Genomic DNA, 15,875 nt, shown 5'->3' on the forward strand with positions numbered 1-15,875 from the left:
AGGAACATTACCAGTGCTCCGGGGGTGCGCGGGACTCAGTCGGGGCGTCGGGCCCGCAACGTGAGCAACGTCGCCTCCGGAGGCGTGAACAGACGGTAGTTCGAATAGGGGCTCGCCCCCATCCCGGCGCTCACCGTGAGCGGGACGCCCTTCCAGGTGGAGAGGCCGCGGGCCTGCTCACGCGGGATGTCGCAGTTGGTCACGAGGGCCCCGTAGCCCGGCAGGCGCAGCTGCCCGCCATGGGTGTGGCCCGCGAGCACCAGCTCCGCGCCGTCGGCCACGAAGGCGTCCAGCACGCGACGGTAGGGCGCATGCGCGACGCCGAGCCGCAGCACGTTCCCGTGCACCGGGGCGGAGGGCTCCACGGGCGCGGGATCGGGGAAGCGGTCGCGCTCGAGATGGGGGTCGTCGACCCCGGCGAGCCGCACCTCGAGCCCGCCGAGCTCGATCGTCGCCCGGGTGTTGGTGAGGTCCTTCCAGCCGAACTCCCCGAGCCGCCGCGCGAGCTCCTGCGTGGGCAGGTCGCCGTCCGTGCGCTCGGTGAGACCCGCGGGGCGGGCATCGGGGAGGAAGTAGCGCAGCGGGTTCTTGCGCACGGGCGCGAACATGTCGTTCGAGCCCATGACGAAGGCTCCCGGCCGGCGCAGCAGCGGCTCGATCGCCTCGGCGAGCACGGGGACGGCCGCCGCGGAGGCGATGTTGTCCCCGGTGTCGATGACCAGGTGCGGCCGGTAGGTCGCGAGGTGGCGCAGGAAGTCGAGCTTGCGCGACTGGTCCGGCACGAGGTGGATGTCGCTGATGTGCAGCACGCGGATCGTGCGGGCCCCGGGCGGCAGGATGCGCAGCTCCTGCTCGCGCACGGTGTAGCGGTGGATCTCGACGTGGCGCGCCCACACGTGGGCGGCCGCCGCCGTGGCCGCCGCGGCACCGGCGGTGCCCAGGGCGGCCAGGGGGAGGGCGCGCATCAGCCCTTCCCGCTGGACTGGCGGATGGTGACCGTGCTGCCGGGGGCGAGCTTCGTGCCGGGCGCGGGATCCGTCCCGATGACGTACCACTGGCCCACCGTCGCGGAGGGCTCCCGCACGACCTTCGTCGTGTAGCCGGCGGCCTGGAGCGTGGACTGCGCCGCGCTGAGGTAGTCGCCGGAGACGTCCGGGACCGTGCCGGCCTCGGCGGGCTTGCCCGCGGCCGTGTTCGGCGCCGCTCCCGAGGGGGCGGCGGGGAACGCCTCGTTGGGCAGGCCCTCGGAGGCCTTCGTCATGTACTCCTGCCAGGTGGGCAGCGAGACCGTGTTGCCCCAGACCTTGCCGCTCTGGAGGACCTCGCCGTCCACCGAGAAGCCGGCGGGGCGCACGTTGGCGTTGGGGTGGCCGAACCACACGGCGGTGGACATCTGGCGGGTGAAGCCGACGTACCAGGTGTGGAACTGCGAGCCGGAGGTGCCGGTCTTGCCGCCGGCGTCGTGGCCCGGGATGACCTTGCCCTTGCCGGTCGCGCGGGGATCGGTGAGGTCCTGCTCGAGGGTCCAGGCGATCTCGTCCGCGACGGACTTGTCCATGACCTGGTCGCACCTGGAGCCCGTGGTCTCCATCTTGTCGCCGTTGCGGTCCACGACCTCGTTGATGCCGGTGGGCTTGCAGTAGGTGCCCTCCGCGGCGAAGGTCGCGTAGGCGGAGGCCATGTCGAGGGCGGAGATCCGCAGCTCGCCGAGGACCACCACGGAGGGGGCCAGCTCGGTGCCGTACATCTCGTCGATCGGCATGTCCCAGGTGGTCTGGTCGTACGGGTTGTAGGTCGCGGGGATCGCGCCGAGGTCCCGCGCGGTGTCCGCGATGTCGCACAGGTCGAGCTGTCGCGCCATGTTCGCGTACGAGGTGTTCACGGAGAACTTCGTCGCGTTGAGGACCGTCTCCATGGAGGAGAGCGGGACGGAGACGGCGTTGTCCGGGTTGTAGCCGGCGGTCTCGTACCAGCGGCCGCGGTTCAGGCACTTCGCGGGGAAGGACTTCATGACCTCGCGCTTGGTGCCCACGGTGTCGTAGATCGACTTCCCGCTCTCGAGCCACTGGGCGAGCACGAAGGGCTTGAAGGTCGATCCGACGGGGAAGCCGCTGCCGCCGCCGAGGGACTTCGGGACGTTGTAGTTGATCGCGGTCTCGCCGGCGCCGGCGTCGGCGTACGGGTTGAAGGTGCGGTTCTCCGCCATCGTGAGGATCTTGCCGGTGCCGGGCTCGACCGTGACGATCGAGTGGCCGAAGCCGCTCGCGGAGTCCGCGGGGACCTTCCGGTTGAGGATCTCCTCGGCGTCCTTCTGGAGCTTCGGGTCCAGCGTCGTCTTGATGGTGAGGCCGCCGCCGTAGAGCAGCTTCCGCCGCTCCGCGGCCGTCGGCGCGAAGGACTGGTCGTTCAGGAGGGTGCGCGTGACGTAGTCGCAGAAGAACCCGCTGCCGTCGGCGGAGGCGCAGCCGGCGCGCACCGTCTTGATCTTCAGCATGTCCTCGACGGGCTGCTTCGTGTACTTGTCGTAGTCCGCCTGGTCGATGTAGCCCTGGTCGAGCATCGTCCACAGCACCTCGTTGCGGCGCTTCTGGCCGGCCTCGGGGTGCTTCACCGGGTCGTACTGGTTGGGGCCGTTCGTGATGCCCGCGAGCAGCGCCGCCTCACCGGGGTTGAGGTCCTTCGCGCTCTTGGAGAAGTAGTGCTGGGCACCCGTCTCCACGCCGTACTGGGAGGGGCCGAACTGGGCGACGTTGAGGTACCCGTTGAGGATCTCGTCCTTGCTCCACTTCTTCTCGAGCGAGATCGCGAGCTTCGCCTCGCGCAGCTTGCGGCCGTAGGTCTGCTCGGTCGCGGCGTCGATGTCCTCCTGGTCGCCGCGCTGGACGGCATCCATGAGCAGGGCGTTCTTCACGTACTGCTGGGTGAGGGTCGAGCCGCCCTGGGTCGAGCCGCCGCCCGCGTTGCTCGCGAGGGCGCGCGCCATGCCCTTGGGGTCGATGCCGCCGTGCTCGTAGAACCGCTTGTCCTCGATCGCGATCACCGCGTGCTGGATGTTCGGGGAGATCTCCTCGAGCGGGACCATGATGCGGTTCTCGGTGTAGAAGGTCGCCAGCAGCGAGCCGTCCGAGGCCTCGATCCGGCTCGCCTCGTTCAGCGGCTCGACCTCGAGCTCGCTGGGGTACGAGTCGAACAGCGTCACGCCGTCCTCGGCGACGGCCGAGGAGGCGGAGACCGCCGGGAGGAAGAACGCCGCCAGCAGGACTCCGCCGAGGAGCGCCACGGCCACGAGGCCGAGGAGCAGGTAGAGGGTCTGGGCCAGGGCGACGGGGAGCGAGCGGGCTCCCTCGGGGCGCGAGGACGTGGAACGGGCCATGCTCCCTACAGTACGGCGGGCCCGTTCCCAGGTTCCATCTGCCATGCCCGCCTGGACGGAATCTTCACGAAGGCTCCCTGTCCTCGGGGAGCGGGTGCGGGGCCCGAGGTCGGGCCCGACGGACCGATCGACCGGGGTCAGTTTTTGCGCTGTGGCATGGGTCTCCCTAGAGTGAGGGGGAAGCCTACGGATCGACGGAGATCCATGAAGGGGGGAGATCGATGATGATCGGGGCCACCGGGGCCGGGGACGACCAGAGCTGGGCCGCGCGCGGGGCGTGCGCGGGGATGGATCCCGACGAGTTCTTCGTCCAGGGGACGGAGCAGAACCAGATCAAGACCGCGTGCGGGAGCTGTCCCGTGCGCACGCAGTGCCTCGCCGACGCGCTCGACAACCGCATCGACTTCGGTGTCTGGGGCGGCATGACCGAGCGCGAGCGCCGCCGCCTGCTGCGCCGGCACCCCGAGGTCAGCAGCTGGACCGCCCTGCTGCAGCGGGCCGCCCGGGAGGCGGTCGGCAGCTGAGCCGCCCGCCGCGCGGGGCGCGGCGCCGGTAGGCTCGCCCCATGAGCGCACCGACCCGCTGGGAGTACCTGACCGTCCCGCTGCTGATCCACGCGACCAAGCAGATCCTCGACAACTACGGCGAGGAGGGATGGGAGCTCGTGCAGGTCGTGCCCGGCCCCAATCCCGAGTCGCTCGTCGCCTACATGAAGCGGCCCCTCGACACGGCCGGGGCCTGAGCCGTGACCGCCGCCCCCGCCGGGCGCATCGCCGCACGCCTCGAGGCGCTGGGGCTCGCCCTGCCGCCCGTCGCCGCGCCCGTCGCGGCCTACGTGCCCGCGATCCGCACCGGTGACCACGTGCACACCTCCGGCCAGCTGCCCTTCGTGGACGGCGCCCTGCCCACGACCGGGAAGGTCGGCGCCGGGGTCGATCCGGAGGAGGCCGCGCGCCTCGCCGCGATCAGCTGCCTGAACGCGCTCGCCGCCGTCGCCGACCTGCTCGGCGGGGTCGAGGCGCTCGACGCCGTCGTCCGGGTCGTGAAGGTCACCGGCTACGTCGCCTCCGCGCCGGAGTTCACGGGCCAGCCGGCCGTCATCAACGGTGCGAGCACGCTGCTCGGCGAGATCCTCGGCGAGGCGGGCACGCACGCCCGCAGCGCCGTCGGCGTCGCCGTGCTCCCGCTGGACTCGCCGGTCGAGCTGGACCTCCACGTCGAGCTCGCGCCCGGGACCGTCTGAGATGGGCCCGGAGCCGCAGCGCGAGCCCGCGGCGCCTCCGGTCGAGCTGCGGCTGGTCCGGGCCGCGAACCCCGGGGCGATGACCCTGGACGGCACGAACTCCTACGTGATCGTCGACGGGGAGCGCAGCTGGGTCGTGGACCCCGGGCCCCGGGACCCGGAGCATCTCGCGGAGCTGCTCCTCGCCTCCGCGCCCCGGCCCCAGGGGGTGCTCGTCACCCACCGCCACCTCGACCACACCGCGGGAGCGGCGACCCTCGCCCGGCAGCTCGCCGCGCGCAGCGGCCTCGAGGTGCCGCTGTGGGCCGCCGATCAGGACGCGGTCACCGGCTCGCGGCCCCTGCCGTCCACCTTCGAGGGGGACCACGGGACCGTCGCGCACGTCATCCACCTGCCCGGCCACACCGCGGACTCCGTGGGCCTGCTCGTGGACGGCGGGCGGCTGCTCAGCGGCGACACGCTGCTGGGCGGCGGCTCCTCGACCGTCATCGTGCCCGACGACGGCGGCACGATCCACGAGCACCTGCAGTCCCTCGCGATCCTGCGGGCCATGGCGATCGACGGCCGGATCAGCGCGATCCACCCCGGCCACGGGCCCGCCGCCGAGGGGCCGCTGGACGCGCTCGCCCTCGTGGAGACCGCGATCGCGCACCGTGAGGAGCGGATCGAGCAGGTGCGCCGCGCACGCCGCGCCGGGGTGCTGACCCTGGACCGCCTGGTGCGCGCGATCTACGGCACGGAGCTCCCGCCCGAGCTCGAGAAGGGTGCCCGTTGGAACCTCCGCGCGACCCTCGAGCATCTCGCCGCCGGGCGCTGAGGCGCCGCGCACCTCTCGGGTTCCCCTGCCCCCGTCCCCGGACGGCACGAGCGCCCGTCCTCCGCGCGGAGGACGGGCGCTCGTGCGTGCGAGGGGTCAGCGGGCGCGGCGGCGCAGGCGCTCCACGTCGACGATGAGCACGGCGCGGGCCTCGAGGCGGATCCAGCCGCGCGAGGCGAAGTCCGCGAGGGCCTTGTTCACAGTCTCGCGGGAGGCGCCGACCAGCTGGGCGAGCTCCTCCTGGGTGAGGCCGTGGGCGACCATGACGCCGTCGTCCGTCTGCCGGCCGAAGCGCTGGGCGAGGTCGAGGACGTTCTTGGCCACGCGGCCGGGGACGTCCGCGAAGACGAGGTCCGCGAGGGACTCGTTGGTCTTGCGCAGGCGGCGGGCGAGGGACGCGAGCAGGTGGCGGCCCACCTCCGGGCGCTGCGCGAGCACCCGGTAGAGATCCTGCTGGGAGAGCGAGTACAGCGTGGACTCGGCCACCACGGTCGCGGTCGCGTTGCGCGGGGCGGGGTCGAAGAGGGAGAGCTCGCCGAGGGTCTCGCCCGGGCCGAGCACGGCGAGCAGATTCTCGCGGCCGTCGCCCGAGGCGTGGCCCACCTTCACCTTGCCGGCGCCGATGATGAACAGGCGGTCACCGGGATCGCCCTCGCGGAAGATCACCGCGCTGCGGTGGTAGTCCTCCTGCTTCATCGACGCGAGGACGGCCTGCTTGCCGTCCTCGTCGAGAGCCGCGAACAGCGGCGACGACCGTACGATGTTCTCGTCCACGGGTCCTCCTGGTGATCGGGTCCCGGAGCCGCCGGGACCGTGCCTGTGCCGATCGTGACGGCGCTCCACCCCTCGGTGGTCGCAGTCACATCATGGGGGAACACTATCGCGCCCGGCGCCCCCAGACCCGCCGCCCCGCCAGACCGAGGAGCCGAAACGATGTCCCAGGCCGCCCCGCGCCGCACCCCTGCGGGCTCCCGGACGGCCCCTCGGGGAGCGGCCGACGCCGCCGCCGTGAGCCTGCGCCTGGCCGCGGAGCACCCCGGCGCACGCACCGAGCTCGATCATCGGGACGCCTTCGAGCTGCTCGTCGCGACGGTGCTCTCGGCCCAGACGACCGACGCGAGGGTGAACAGCCTCACGCCCGCGCTCTTCGGGCGGTGGCCCGATCCCGCCGCCCTCGCGGCCGCCCCCGAGGAGGAGGTCGCCGCGCTGCTGCGCCCGCTCGGCATGGGCCCCACGCGCGCCCGGCGCGTCGTCGGCCTCGCCGCGGCGCTGCTGCGCGACCACGGCGGCGAGGTGCCGGACGACCAGGCCGCCCTCGAGGCCCTGCCCGGGGTGGGGCGGAAGACGGCGCACGTGGTGCGCGGCGCCTGGTTCGGGCACGAGCTGCTCGCCGTGGACACGCACGTGGGGCGTCTCGCACGCCGGCTCGGCTGGACCGCCGCGACGGACCCGCGCGCGGTGGAGGAGGACGTCGTGGCCCGGGTCGCGGCCGACGGCGCCCCGGGCGAGCTCACCCTGCTGGGCCTGCGCCTCATCCTCCACGGCCGACGGGTCTGCACCGCCCGGGCGCCCCGCTGCGAGGACTGCGTGCTCGCGAACCTCTGCCCGAGCGCGGGGGTCGCCGCGTGACCGGGGGTGCGAGGGGGACGGGGCTGCCCGCCTTCCTCTCGGGGATCGCGGAGCGCGCCGCCCGCGGTGACGAGGTGCTCGTCGCGGACGTCGGGCGCCCCGACGCGCCCCTCCTGCCGCCGCGCGAGGAGGTGCGCCGCAGCGCCGTGCTCATGCTGCTGAGCGGGACCACCGCGGAGGACGCGGAGCTCGTGATCGAGGAGCGCGGTCACCGCCTGCGCTCGCAGCCGGGTCAGTTCTCGCTGCCCGGCGGCGCGATGGACCCCACCGACCGCGACGAGGTGCACACGGCGCTGCGGGAGGCGCAGGAGGAGACCGGCCTGGTCGAGGGGGCGGCGCGCGTGCTCGGCGCGTTCGCCCCGATCGGCATGCCCTGGCGGCGCCAGTACGTCACGCCGGTGCTCGCCTGGGCGCCCGAGCGGCCGGTGCTCGGCGTGCAGGACCCGGTCGAGGTCGAGCGGGTCGTGTGGGCGCGGCTCCAGGGCCCCGGATCCCTCGGCGATCCCGCCCGACGGCTGCGCGGCCGGCTCGACGGGATGGACGTCGGACCCGCCTTCGACCTGCCCGAGCAGGCGTTCGTCTGGGGGTTCACCGCCCTGATCCTGGACCGTGTGCTCGTCGAGCTGGGTCTGCCGCCGGTGCCCCCGGACGCCCCCGCCCGGGAGGTCCCCGCCGAGCGCCGGAGGCAGCGTCCGGACCCCGCCCCGGGACGGCGCGTCCCGGGGAGCGCGGGCCTGTAGACTCGATCGGCGGCGGCCCCGTGGGCGGCCCCGCCACGCCCGCGTCCCCGACGCGGGCCCCTCCAGTGACCAGCCCCCAGACCCCAGGACAGGACGGGATCAACGTGCCACGCGGCAAGGTGAAGTTCTACGACGCCGAGAAGGGCTTCGGCTTCATCCTCGATGACGAGGACGGACAGAGCGTCTACGTCCACGCGACCTCGCTCCCCGAGGGCGTGACGACGCTGCGCCCCGGCGCGCGCGTCGAGTTCGACATGGTCGACGGCCGTCGCGGCCCGCAGGTGCTGTCCCTGCAGCTGCTCGAGCCGGCGCCCTCCGTCTCCCGTGCGCGCCGACCGAAGCCGGAGGAGATGGCCACGATGACCGAGGACCTCATCCGGCTCCTGGACGACGCCTCCAACGGCCTGCGGCAGGGGCGCTTCCCCGACCGCGGCCATTCCCAGAAGATCGCCACCGTGCTGCGCGCCGTCGCGGACAACTTCGAGGCCTGATCCCCATGACCCAGCCGACCACCGCATCCCGTCGTCCCCGGACCGCGAAGCCGAAGCTCGACGCCGTCGCGGCCGCCGCGATCGAGCAGGCCCGCGAGGCCCTCGTGGAGGTCACCGAGCCGGGCCAGGTGGGCGAGCACCTGCGCGCCGAGCCCGCCGGCGAGCGGCTGGTCACGCACGTCTTCGACTGCACGATGCCCGGGTACCGCGGCTGGTCGTGGGTCGTGGTCCTCAGCCGTGCGCCCCGGGCGAAGGCGGCGACCGTCGCCGAGACGGCGCTGCTGCCCGGCGAGGGCGCTCTGCTGGCCCCCGCGTGGGAGCCGTGGGCGGAGCGTCTGAAGCCCTCCGACGTGGGCGCCGACGACCTCCTGCCCTTCCGGGAGCAGGATGCGCGCCTCGAGCAGGGCTACGAGGCCACGGGCGACGAGGACGAGGACCGCGTGGCCCAGTGGGAGCTGGGCCTGGGCCGGGAGCGCGTGCTCTCGCCCGAGGGGCGCGCCGAGGCCGCCGAGCGCTGGACCGAGGGCGAGTTCGGCCCGCGCCAGACCTCGCACCGCGGCCGCCGCGGCACCGTCACCGCGACCTGCTCGAGCTGCGGGTTCCTGTCGCTGCTCTCGGGGTCGCTGCGCACCGAGTTCGGGGTCTGCACGAACGAGTGGTCCCCGGCCGACGGCCGCGTGGTGCACCTGGGCTACGGCTGCGGGTCGCATTCGCAGACCGGCCAGGAGGAGACCGATCACGAGGCCGCGCGCGGCGCGGGCGTCGTGGTCGACGAGCTCGAGGCGGACCTCGAGCTGCAGGAGCCCGCCTCCGACGAGCAGACTGACGACGGAGCCGTCGCCGACGAGCCGGTCGGCGACGAGACCGCTGCCGATGAGACGACGGCTGACGAGCCGGTCGCTGACGAGTCGGCTTCCGGCGAGCAGGCCACCGGCGAGACCGTCGTCGTGGACGCCCCCGCGGAGCCCGTGACCGAGGTGCCGGAGTCCGACGAGCAGGTTGCCGACGATTAGGTTGCCGATGAGCCGGCCGCCGCCGATGAGGCCGTCGCTCCCGGCAAGGGTGAGGACTCCGCCTCCTCCGAGGACACCGACCGCACCGAGGAGCCTGCTCCCGCCGAGGAGTGAGCGGGGCCGGGACCGGCTCGGCGCGCCGCTCCGCCGGCCGGTCATCCCCGGCGGCGGGTCAGCGCAGCGAGACCGCGACCCGGGACAGGAGCGCCTCGATCGCGAGCAGCGGCGGCACGTTCCCCGCGATCCGTGAGCGCGCGCCCTGGACCGCCTCGAGCAGACCGAGCGTGGTGTGCGCCGAGCCGCCGCCCGCGGCGTGCTCGATCTCCGGCGTGACCTCGACGTTCACGAGATCGCTGCCGGACCCCAGCTGGCGCGTGAGCACGTCCCGCAGCACCGAGTGGGCATCCAGCAGATAGCGGTCCAGCACGTCCCGCACGAGACGGGTCTGGCGTCGCTTCGCGTCCTCCTCGAGCTGGCGCAGCTGGCCGCGCAGCGCCGGCGGGACCTTGCCGTCCTCGATGCCCGCCGAGCGCAGGAACCGCTCCTTCTCCTCGGTCGCGACGAGGTCCGCATGCTCCTTCGCCTCCGCGGTGGCACGGTCCACGAGCGCCTGCGCGGCGAGCACCGCCTGGCCCGTCCCGCGCAGCCCCAGCAGGCTCCGGGCGGACTCCTCCCGCGCCGCGAGGGTGCCCTCCTGGGTCGCGTAGCGCAGGGCGAGGCCGATGTGCCCCTGGGCAGCGCGGGCCGCGCGCACGGCGAGATCCTCGGGGATGCCGTCCCGCCGCTGCAGCAGACCGGCGACGACCTCCGCGGAGGGGACGGTGAGGGTCACGAGCCGGCAGCGGGAGCGGATCGTGGGGGCGAGATCCTCCGCGGAGGGGGCGCACAGCATCCACACCGTCGCCGGGGGCGGCTCCTCGATGGACTTCAGCAGCACGTTGAAGGTGCCCGCGCTCATGCGGTCGGCGTCCTCGACGACGATCACGCGGTGCCGCCCCGTCGCGGGGGAGCGCTGCGCGGTCATGACGAGGGAGCGCACCTCCTCCTTCGCGATGGAGAGCTTGTCCGTCGCGACGACGGTGACATCCGGGTGGGTGCCCGCGAGGACGGTGCGGCACGCGGTGCACTCCCCGCAGCCGACCCCCTGCTCGCACTGGAGCGCCGCGGCGAAGGCGCGCGCGGCCGTGGAGCGGCCCGAGCCGGGCGGCCCCGTCACGAGCCACGCCTGGGCGAGGGACGCCTGACCGGTGGCCGCGCGGTGGAACTGGGCGACGGCGGCCTCCTGGCCCACGACGTCCCGCCACACGGCGCCCACGGCCGGGGCGCTCACAGCTCGTCCCGGTGCTTCGCGGGGACGGGCTGCTCGAAGGTCGGGTCGAACAGCTGCAGCACGCCGGAGACCTTCTCGAGCACCTGGGCGTGCACCTCCTCCTTGGGCAGCGCCGCGTCGATCACCGCGAAGCGGTCGGGATCGTCGGCCGCGAGCTGGAGGAACTGCTCGCGCACCGCCTCGTGGAACTCGAGGCCGGCCCGCTCGAGGCGGTCCATCTCCCCGGGCGCGCGACGCTCCGCGAGCGCCGCCGGGGGCAGGTCCAGCAGGATCGTGCGGTGCGGCAGCAGGCCGTCCACCGCCCACAGCGACAGGGCGGCGATCTCCCGGGCCTCCAGCTCGCGACCGGCCCCCTGGTAGGCGACGGAGGAGTCGAGGTACCGGTCGCCGAGGACGAGGCCGCCGCGCGCCAGGTGGGGGCGGACCCTCGAGGCGATGTGGTGGGCGCGGTCCGCGGCGTAGAGCAGGGCCTCCGCCCGCGGGTCCACGTCGTCCCCGTGCAGCACGAGCTCGCGGATCTGCGCGCCGAGCGGCGTGCCGCCGGGCTCACGGGTGGTGAGCACGAGGTCCTCGTCGACCATCCGGTCGTGGATGAGGTGGTCGCGCAGCATGGACATCTGCGTGGACTTGCCCGCGCCGTCGCCGCCCTCGAAGGAGATGAACACGCCGCGGCGCGGCGGCCGCGGGGCGGGGACGGTGAGGGCAGGGGGCAGGCCGCCGGGCATCATCGGGCGGCCTCCCCGGGGTAGACGACGCCCAGCTCGGCGCGCACCGCGTCGAGGGTGTTCATGACGGAGAGGGTGTCCGCCCAGCTCATGAGCGGGGACTCGAGGTCCCCGGCGGTGATGCGGCGGGCGGCCTCCGCGATCTCGTAGGCCATGCCGTCCCCGCCGATCCCCGGAGCCTCGAAGGAGGCGCGGCGGCCGTCGAGCAGGGTCACGGTGAGCGTGGTGGGCGCGAAGAAGGCGCCCGCGAGGCGTGCCTGTCCCGCGGTGCCGCTGATCACGGCCTCGGTGGGCGTGCGGGCACGCAGGGTGGTCCCCAGCCGGGCCCGGCCGCGCTCGCCGCGGGCGAGGATGCCGACGCTCGCGTCGACGCCCGTGGGGGTGAGGTCGCCGCGCACGGCGAGGTCGGTGAGGTCGCCGAGCACCATCTGGGCGAAGGAGACGGGGTACACACCGAGATCGAGCAGCGCGCCGCCGCCCAGCTCGGGGTCGTTCATGCGGTGGGAGGGATCGGTGGGCATCGACTGCCCGTGATCGGCGGCGACCTCGATGATCTCGCCGAGCAGCCCGGACTCGAGCACCTGGTTCAGCACGTCGTAGTGCGGCAGGAAGCGCGCCCACATGGCCTCCATGGCGAAGACGCCGCGCTCCCGCGCGAGGTCCAGCAGCCCCGCGGCCTGGCCGGCGTTGAGCGTGAAGGCCTTCTCGACCACGACGGGGATCCCGGCCTCGAGCACGGGGCGCGCGAGCTCCGCGTGCTGGGCGTGCGGGGAGGCGACGTAGACCGCGTCGATGCCGCCCGCGGCGAGCATCTCCTCGACGCTCGTGAAGGCGCCGTCGGCCCCGTGCTCCACGGCGAAGGCGCGGGCGCGCTCCGCGGAGCGCGAGACGACGGAGACCACCCGGGAGGCGGTCGCGCGGTGCGCGGTCTCGGTGAACTGGGTGCCGATGTGGCCGGGGGAGACGACACCCCAGCGCAGACCCGGCGCGGCCGCCGGCTCGGGGGTGCGGGGGGCGGGGAGCACCAGGGGCTCCCCGGGCGTGTTCTCGCGCGAGCTCATGCCCCTAATCTACCGAGCCGTCCCGACGTCCGTGCGGGACGTGGGGACGGCTCGGCCTGGGGAGGGGGTGGCCCGGCTCAGCCCTTGACGGCGCCGGAGGTCATGCCCCGCACGAGGAAGCGCTGCAGGGAGAAGAACACGATCATCGGCACCACCATCGAGATGAAGGCGCCGGCGGTGAGCAGCTCCGTGCCCTGGCCCTGGGTGCCCAGCATCTGCTGGAGGTCCACGATGATCGTCTTGTTCGCCCCGCCGCCGATGAACAGCTTCGCGATGAGCAGGTCGTTCCAGACCCACAGGAACTGCAGGGTCGCGAACGCCGCGATCGCCGGGGAGGACATGGGCGCCACGAGCCGCCAGAAGGTCTGGAAGTGGCTCGCCCCGTCGATCTTCGCGCTCTCCACGACGGAGCCCGGCAGGGTCGCCATGTAGTTGCGCAGCGTGTAGACGGCGAGCGGCATGCCGAAGCCGGTGTGCAGCAGCCACACCGCGACGAACTGGCCGTTGATGCCCAGGCCGCGCGGCCCGAGCAGGTCCAGCATCGGCTGGAAGGCCACCTGGATCGGCACCACCATGAGCGCGACGATGACGATGAACAGCAGGTCCTTCCCGCGGAACTCCATGAAGGTGAACGCATAGGCGGCGAAGGCCGCGAACATGATCGGCAGCACCGTCGCCGGCACCGCGACCACGATCGAGTTCACGAGCGAGGTGCCCATCGAGGCGCTGCCGAGCACCTGCGCGTAGTTGTCGAGCGTCCACCCGCCGTGGGTGAGGGCGCTCCACCAGCCGCTCGCCGCCGCGGCCTCACGGGTGCGGAAGCTCGTCACGAGCAGGCCGAGGGTCGGCACCGTCCACAGCAGCGCGAGCAGCGGCATGACGATCATCGCGAGCGGGGAGCGCCGACGGCCGTCGGCCATGGTGCCCCGGGTCGACGCCGTCGGAGCGGGGGTGCGGGTCGTCGCGCTCATCGTCCTGCCTCCTGGGCCCGGAAGCTGCGCACCTGGTACACGAGGATCGGCAGCACGAGGATCAGCAGCACGACCACGACCGCGGAGGCCTGGCCCGCCTGCTGGTCCGTGAACAGCTTGCGGAAGAACAGGTTCGCGATGACGTCCGTCGAGTACAGGCCGTTGGTCGTCACGTAGATGACGTCGAAGACCTTGAGCACGAGGATCAGCACGGTGATGAAGACCGCGAGCAGGGTCGCGCGCACCTGCGGGAAGATGATCTGCCAGAAGATCCGCGCCTCGCTCGCGCCGTCCATCCGCCCGGCCTCGATCGTGTCCTCGGGGACCGCCTTGATCGCGGAGCTCAGGAGCACCATCGCGAAGCCCGTCTGCAGCCAGATGAGGATCACCATGAGCAGCAGCGAGTTCAGCCGCGCCGTGTCGAGCTGGTACCACGGCTGCGGGTCCCCGCCGAGGGCGACGACGATCGCGTTGAGCAGTCCCGTCTGCCCGCTGCCGGGGGCGTTGTACGCGTAGACGAGGCCCCAGATGGTCGCCGCGCCCACGAAGCTGATCGCCATCGGCAGGAAGATCAGCGACTTCGTGATCTTCTCGCCCGTGGGGGAGAGCTTGTCCGCGAGCACCGCGACCCCGAGGCCGAGCGCCACGGTCGCGATCGGCACCACGACGATCCACAGCAGGTTGTTCAGCAGGGCGGACCAGAACTCCCCGCTGCCGAGCACGGCCGTGTAGTTCGTGAGCCCCGCCCATGCGGTGGAGTCCGCGTTCGCGAAGGAGTACACGACGGTCTGCACGGTCGGGTAGAGCAGCAGCAGGGCGATGAGGCTGAACCCCGGCAGCAGGAAGGCGTAGGGGATCACGCCCTCGGAGAAGCGGGAGGGGAGCCCTTCGACGCACATGTTGAGGAAGCGGAAGAACAGCACGGACCCGCCGATGCCGACCACGAGCCCCAGGAGCCCGATGACGACGCTCGAACCGCCGAACCACTGCGGGTAGTAGGCGAAGGCGAGGAAGATGTTGCAGGCGAGCCACGCGGTGAGCACCATGCCCACGGCGCCGACCACGAGCCGCACGGGCCGGGCAGGGGAGCCGGCCCGCTCCTCGCGCTCTGCGACGGCGGTGGTCACTTCGGCCACCCCGCCTCGATCTCGTCGCACACCTGCTGCGAGTTCTTCGACCCCTTGAGCCACTCGACCATGCCGGTCCAGAAGGAGCCGCCGCCCACCGCGCCCGGCATGACGTCGGAGCCGTCGTAGCGGAACACCTGCGCGCCGGAGGCGATCTCCGCGACCTGGCGGGTGATCTCGTCCGGGTACTGCGAGGCGTCGAAGGTCGTGTGGGGGCTGAGCCAGCCGCCCGCCTGCGCCCACGGCCCGCCGAACTCCGGCGAGGTCAGGAACGTCATGAGCTTCACGGAGTCGTCGTTGAGGGTGAACAGCGCCGCGAGGTCGCCGCCGCCCAGGATCGGCTGGCCGTCGAAGCCGCCCTCCCAGGTGGGCATCGCGAAGACCCCGACCTCCTCATCGAGGTTCTTCTGGACGTCCTCCGGGAAGAAGCCCGTGACGAAGTTGCCCTGGCGCACGTACATGGCCTTCGGCGGGTCCTCGAACAGCGGCAGCGGGGCCTCGGAGAAGGGCGTGTTGAGGATCGTGTCGGTGCCGCCGAGCACGTTGCCCTCGCCCTTGAGCAGGTCTCCGAGGAGGTCGAAGACCTGCACGACCTTCTCGTCGTTGAAGGGCATGCGGTGGTAGATCCAGTCGTCGTAGACGTCCGGGCCGTGGACGCGGAGCATGAGCTCCTCGATCCAGTCGGTGCCCACCCAGCCGGTGGCCTGGTCCGCGGCCCAGCCGTCGGACCAGGGGGTGATGCCGTCGGCCTTGATCTCGTCCGCGATGCCGTACAGCTCCTGCATGGTCGCGGGCTCGGCGGAGTACCCGCCCTCCTCGTACGCGGCCTTCGGGTACCAGATGAGGGACTTGCAGGCCATGCGCATGGGGGCGCCGTAGACGCGGCCCTGCAGCCGTGCCGAGTCGAGGAAGCCGGGGATGAGGGTGCCGTCGAGCGCGTCGTAGTCGAGGTAGACGTCGATCGGGACGACCTTCCCGCCGCGCGCGAGGTCGAAGAGACCGCCCGGCTGCGGGAACAGCGCGACGTCCGGGGCGTCGCCGGAGCCGACCCGCTGGCGGATCGTGTTGGTGAAGTCCGTGTCCGCCGTGTACTGCACGGTGACCCCGGACTCCTTCTCGAAGTCCTCGAGGGAGGCGAGGAAGGCTTCCTGCTCCTGGCCGCCGAAGGCGCCGAGCACCGTCACGGTGCCGGAGCCGGGCACGTCGCCCTCGGTGTACTTCTCCGCCGTGGCGGTCGTGCCGCCGGAGGAGTCCGGGTTCTGGAGGCAGCCCGCGAGCCCTACGGCGGCGGCCGCGGTCGCGGCCCCCGTCATGGCCGCGCGCCGGCTGAGGCGTCGTTGCATCATCGCTCCTTC

The 15,875-nt window shown here is 73.1% G+C and carries 17 protein-coding genes; 8 read left to right on the plus strand and 9 right to left on the minus strand.

The features are described 5' to 3' along the window. Window positions 1-35: 35 nt before the first annotated feature. Window positions 36-965 carry a metallophosphoesterase gene (locus NLU66_RS06420; RefSeq protein WP_259362111.1) on the minus strand — a complete coding sequence of 310 codons (930 nt, stop codon included), beginning with the start codon at window positions 963-965 and terminating at the stop codon, window positions 36-38. Then, on the minus strand, window positions 965-3,373 hold the full coding sequence (locus NLU66_RS06425; RefSeq protein ID WP_259362112.1) for a penicillin-binding protein: 2,409 nt from the start codon (window positions 3,371-3,373) through the stop codon (window positions 965-967). Before NLU66_RS06425 ends, NLU66_RS06420 begins: the two co-directional genes overlap by 1 nt. Before the next feature lie 221 nt (window positions 3,374-3,594). Between NLU66_RS06425 and NLU66_RS06430 the strand changes: the two genes are divergently transcribed. From NLU66_RS06430 to NLU66_RS06445, 4 genes are read left to right on the plus strand one after another with little or no spacing between them, the layout of a single operon-like run. Beyond that, entirely contained in the window at window positions 3,595-3,897 is a 303-nt protein-coding gene (locus tag NLU66_RS06430) for a WhiB family transcriptional regulator (RefSeq protein WP_416232185.1), read from the plus strand. Window positions 3,898-3,938: 41 nt separating this feature from the next. Continuing rightward, complete coding sequence (locus tag NLU66_RS06435) at window positions 3,939-4,115, plus strand: DUF4177 domain-containing protein (protein WP_137769880.1); 177 nt, start codon at window positions 3,939-3,941, stop codon at window positions 4,113-4,115. A gap of 3 nt (window positions 4,116-4,118) precedes the next feature. Beyond that, window positions 4,119-4,616: a RidA family protein gene (locus tag NLU66_RS06440; protein ID WP_259362114.1), complete on the plus strand. Its 498-nt coding sequence runs from the start codon at window positions 4,119-4,121 to the stop codon at window positions 4,614-4,616. A 1-nt stretch (window position 4,617) separates the two neighbouring features. Beyond that, on the plus strand, window positions 4,618-5,433 hold the full coding sequence (locus NLU66_RS06445) for an MBL fold metallo-hydrolase (protein ID WP_259362115.1): 816 nt from the start codon (window positions 4,618-4,620) through the stop codon (window positions 5,431-5,433). A gap of 96 nt (window positions 5,434-5,529) precedes the next feature. Here NLU66_RS06445 and NLU66_RS06450 read toward each other — a convergent pair whose 3' ends face one another. Next, complete coding sequence (locus NLU66_RS06450) at window positions 5,530-6,207, minus strand: Crp/Fnr family transcriptional regulator (RefSeq protein ID WP_137769883.1); 678 nt, start codon at window positions 6,205-6,207, stop codon at window positions 5,530-5,532. Between the two features lie 159 nt (window positions 6,208-6,366). On the opposite strand from NLU66_RS06450, the gene NLU66_RS06455 reads away from it, so the two are divergent. The 4 genes from NLU66_RS06455 (at window position 6,367) to NLU66_RS06470 (ending at window position 9,306) form a co-directional block, all read left to right on the plus strand. Next, a complete protein-coding gene (locus NLU66_RS06455; protein WP_259362116.1) occupies window positions 6,367-7,062 on the plus strand; it encodes an endonuclease III domain-containing protein in 696 nt (231 codons plus the stop codon). Then, window positions 7,059-7,802 (plus strand): NUDIX hydrolase, encoded by a 744-nt coding sequence (locus NLU66_RS06460; protein ID WP_259362117.1) that lies wholly within the window; start codon window positions 7,059-7,061, stop codon window positions 7,800-7,802. Before NLU66_RS06455 ends, NLU66_RS06460 begins: the two co-directional genes overlap by 4 nt. 104 nt (window positions 7,803-7,906) lie before the next feature. Further along, window positions 7,907-8,293, plus strand: coding sequence for a cold-shock protein (locus tag NLU66_RS06465; RefSeq protein WP_137769886.1), 387 nt, complete (start codon window positions 7,907-7,909; stop codon window positions 8,291-8,293). 5 nt (window positions 8,294-8,298) lie between these two features. Continuing rightward, window positions 8,299-9,306, plus strand: coding sequence for a DUF3027 domain-containing protein (locus NLU66_RS06470; protein ID WP_259362118.1), 1,008 nt, complete (start codon window positions 8,299-8,301; stop codon window positions 9,304-9,306). Window positions 9,307-9,478: 172 nt separating this feature from the next. Here the strand turns inward: NLU66_RS06470 and NLU66_RS06475 are convergent, their stop codons facing one another. From NLU66_RS06475 to NLU66_RS06500, 6 genes are all read right to left on the minus strand, one after another. Beyond that, window positions 9,479-10,636, minus strand: coding sequence for a DNA polymerase III subunit delta' (locus NLU66_RS06475; RefSeq protein ID WP_259362119.1), 1,158 nt, complete (start codon window positions 10,634-10,636; stop codon window positions 9,479-9,481). Next, complete coding sequence (gene tmk / locus NLU66_RS06480; protein ID WP_259362120.1) at window positions 10,633-11,364, minus strand: dTMP kinase; 732 nt, start codon at window positions 11,362-11,364, stop codon at window positions 10,633-10,635. Before tmk ends, NLU66_RS06475 begins: the two co-directional genes overlap by 4 nt. Then, window positions 11,361-12,422, minus strand: coding sequence for a Gfo/Idh/MocA family protein (locus tag NLU66_RS06485; protein ID WP_259362121.1), 1,062 nt, complete (start codon window positions 12,420-12,422; stop codon window positions 11,361-11,363). The genes tmk and NLU66_RS06485 overlap by 4 nt, the downstream gene beginning before the upstream one ends. Before the next feature lie 77 nt (window positions 12,423-12,499). Then, complete coding sequence (locus NLU66_RS06490) at window positions 12,500-13,393, minus strand: carbohydrate ABC transporter permease (protein WP_259362122.1); 894 nt, start codon at window positions 13,391-13,393, stop codon at window positions 12,500-12,502. Beyond that, window positions 13,390-14,439, minus strand: a complete 1,050-nt coding sequence (locus NLU66_RS06495; protein ID WP_259362552.1) for a carbohydrate ABC transporter permease — start codon at window positions 14,437-14,439, stop codon at window positions 13,390-13,392. The genes NLU66_RS06490 and NLU66_RS06495 overlap by 4 nt, the downstream gene beginning before the upstream one ends. Before the next feature lie 77 nt (window positions 14,440-14,516). Then, the gene (locus tag NLU66_RS06500) at window positions 14,517-15,863 is read right to left on the minus strand and encodes an ABC transporter substrate-binding protein (protein WP_259362123.1); all 1,347 of its coding nucleotides are present in this window, start codon (window positions 15,861-15,863) and stop codon (window positions 14,517-14,519) included. Window positions 15,864-15,875 lie beyond the last annotated feature (12 nt).

Origin of the sequence: Brachybacterium sp. NBEC-018, assembly GCF_024860185.1 — a bacterium.
Lineage (GTDB): Bacteria > Actinomycetota > Actinomycetes > Actinomycetales > Dermabacteraceae > Brachybacterium > Brachybacterium rhamnosum.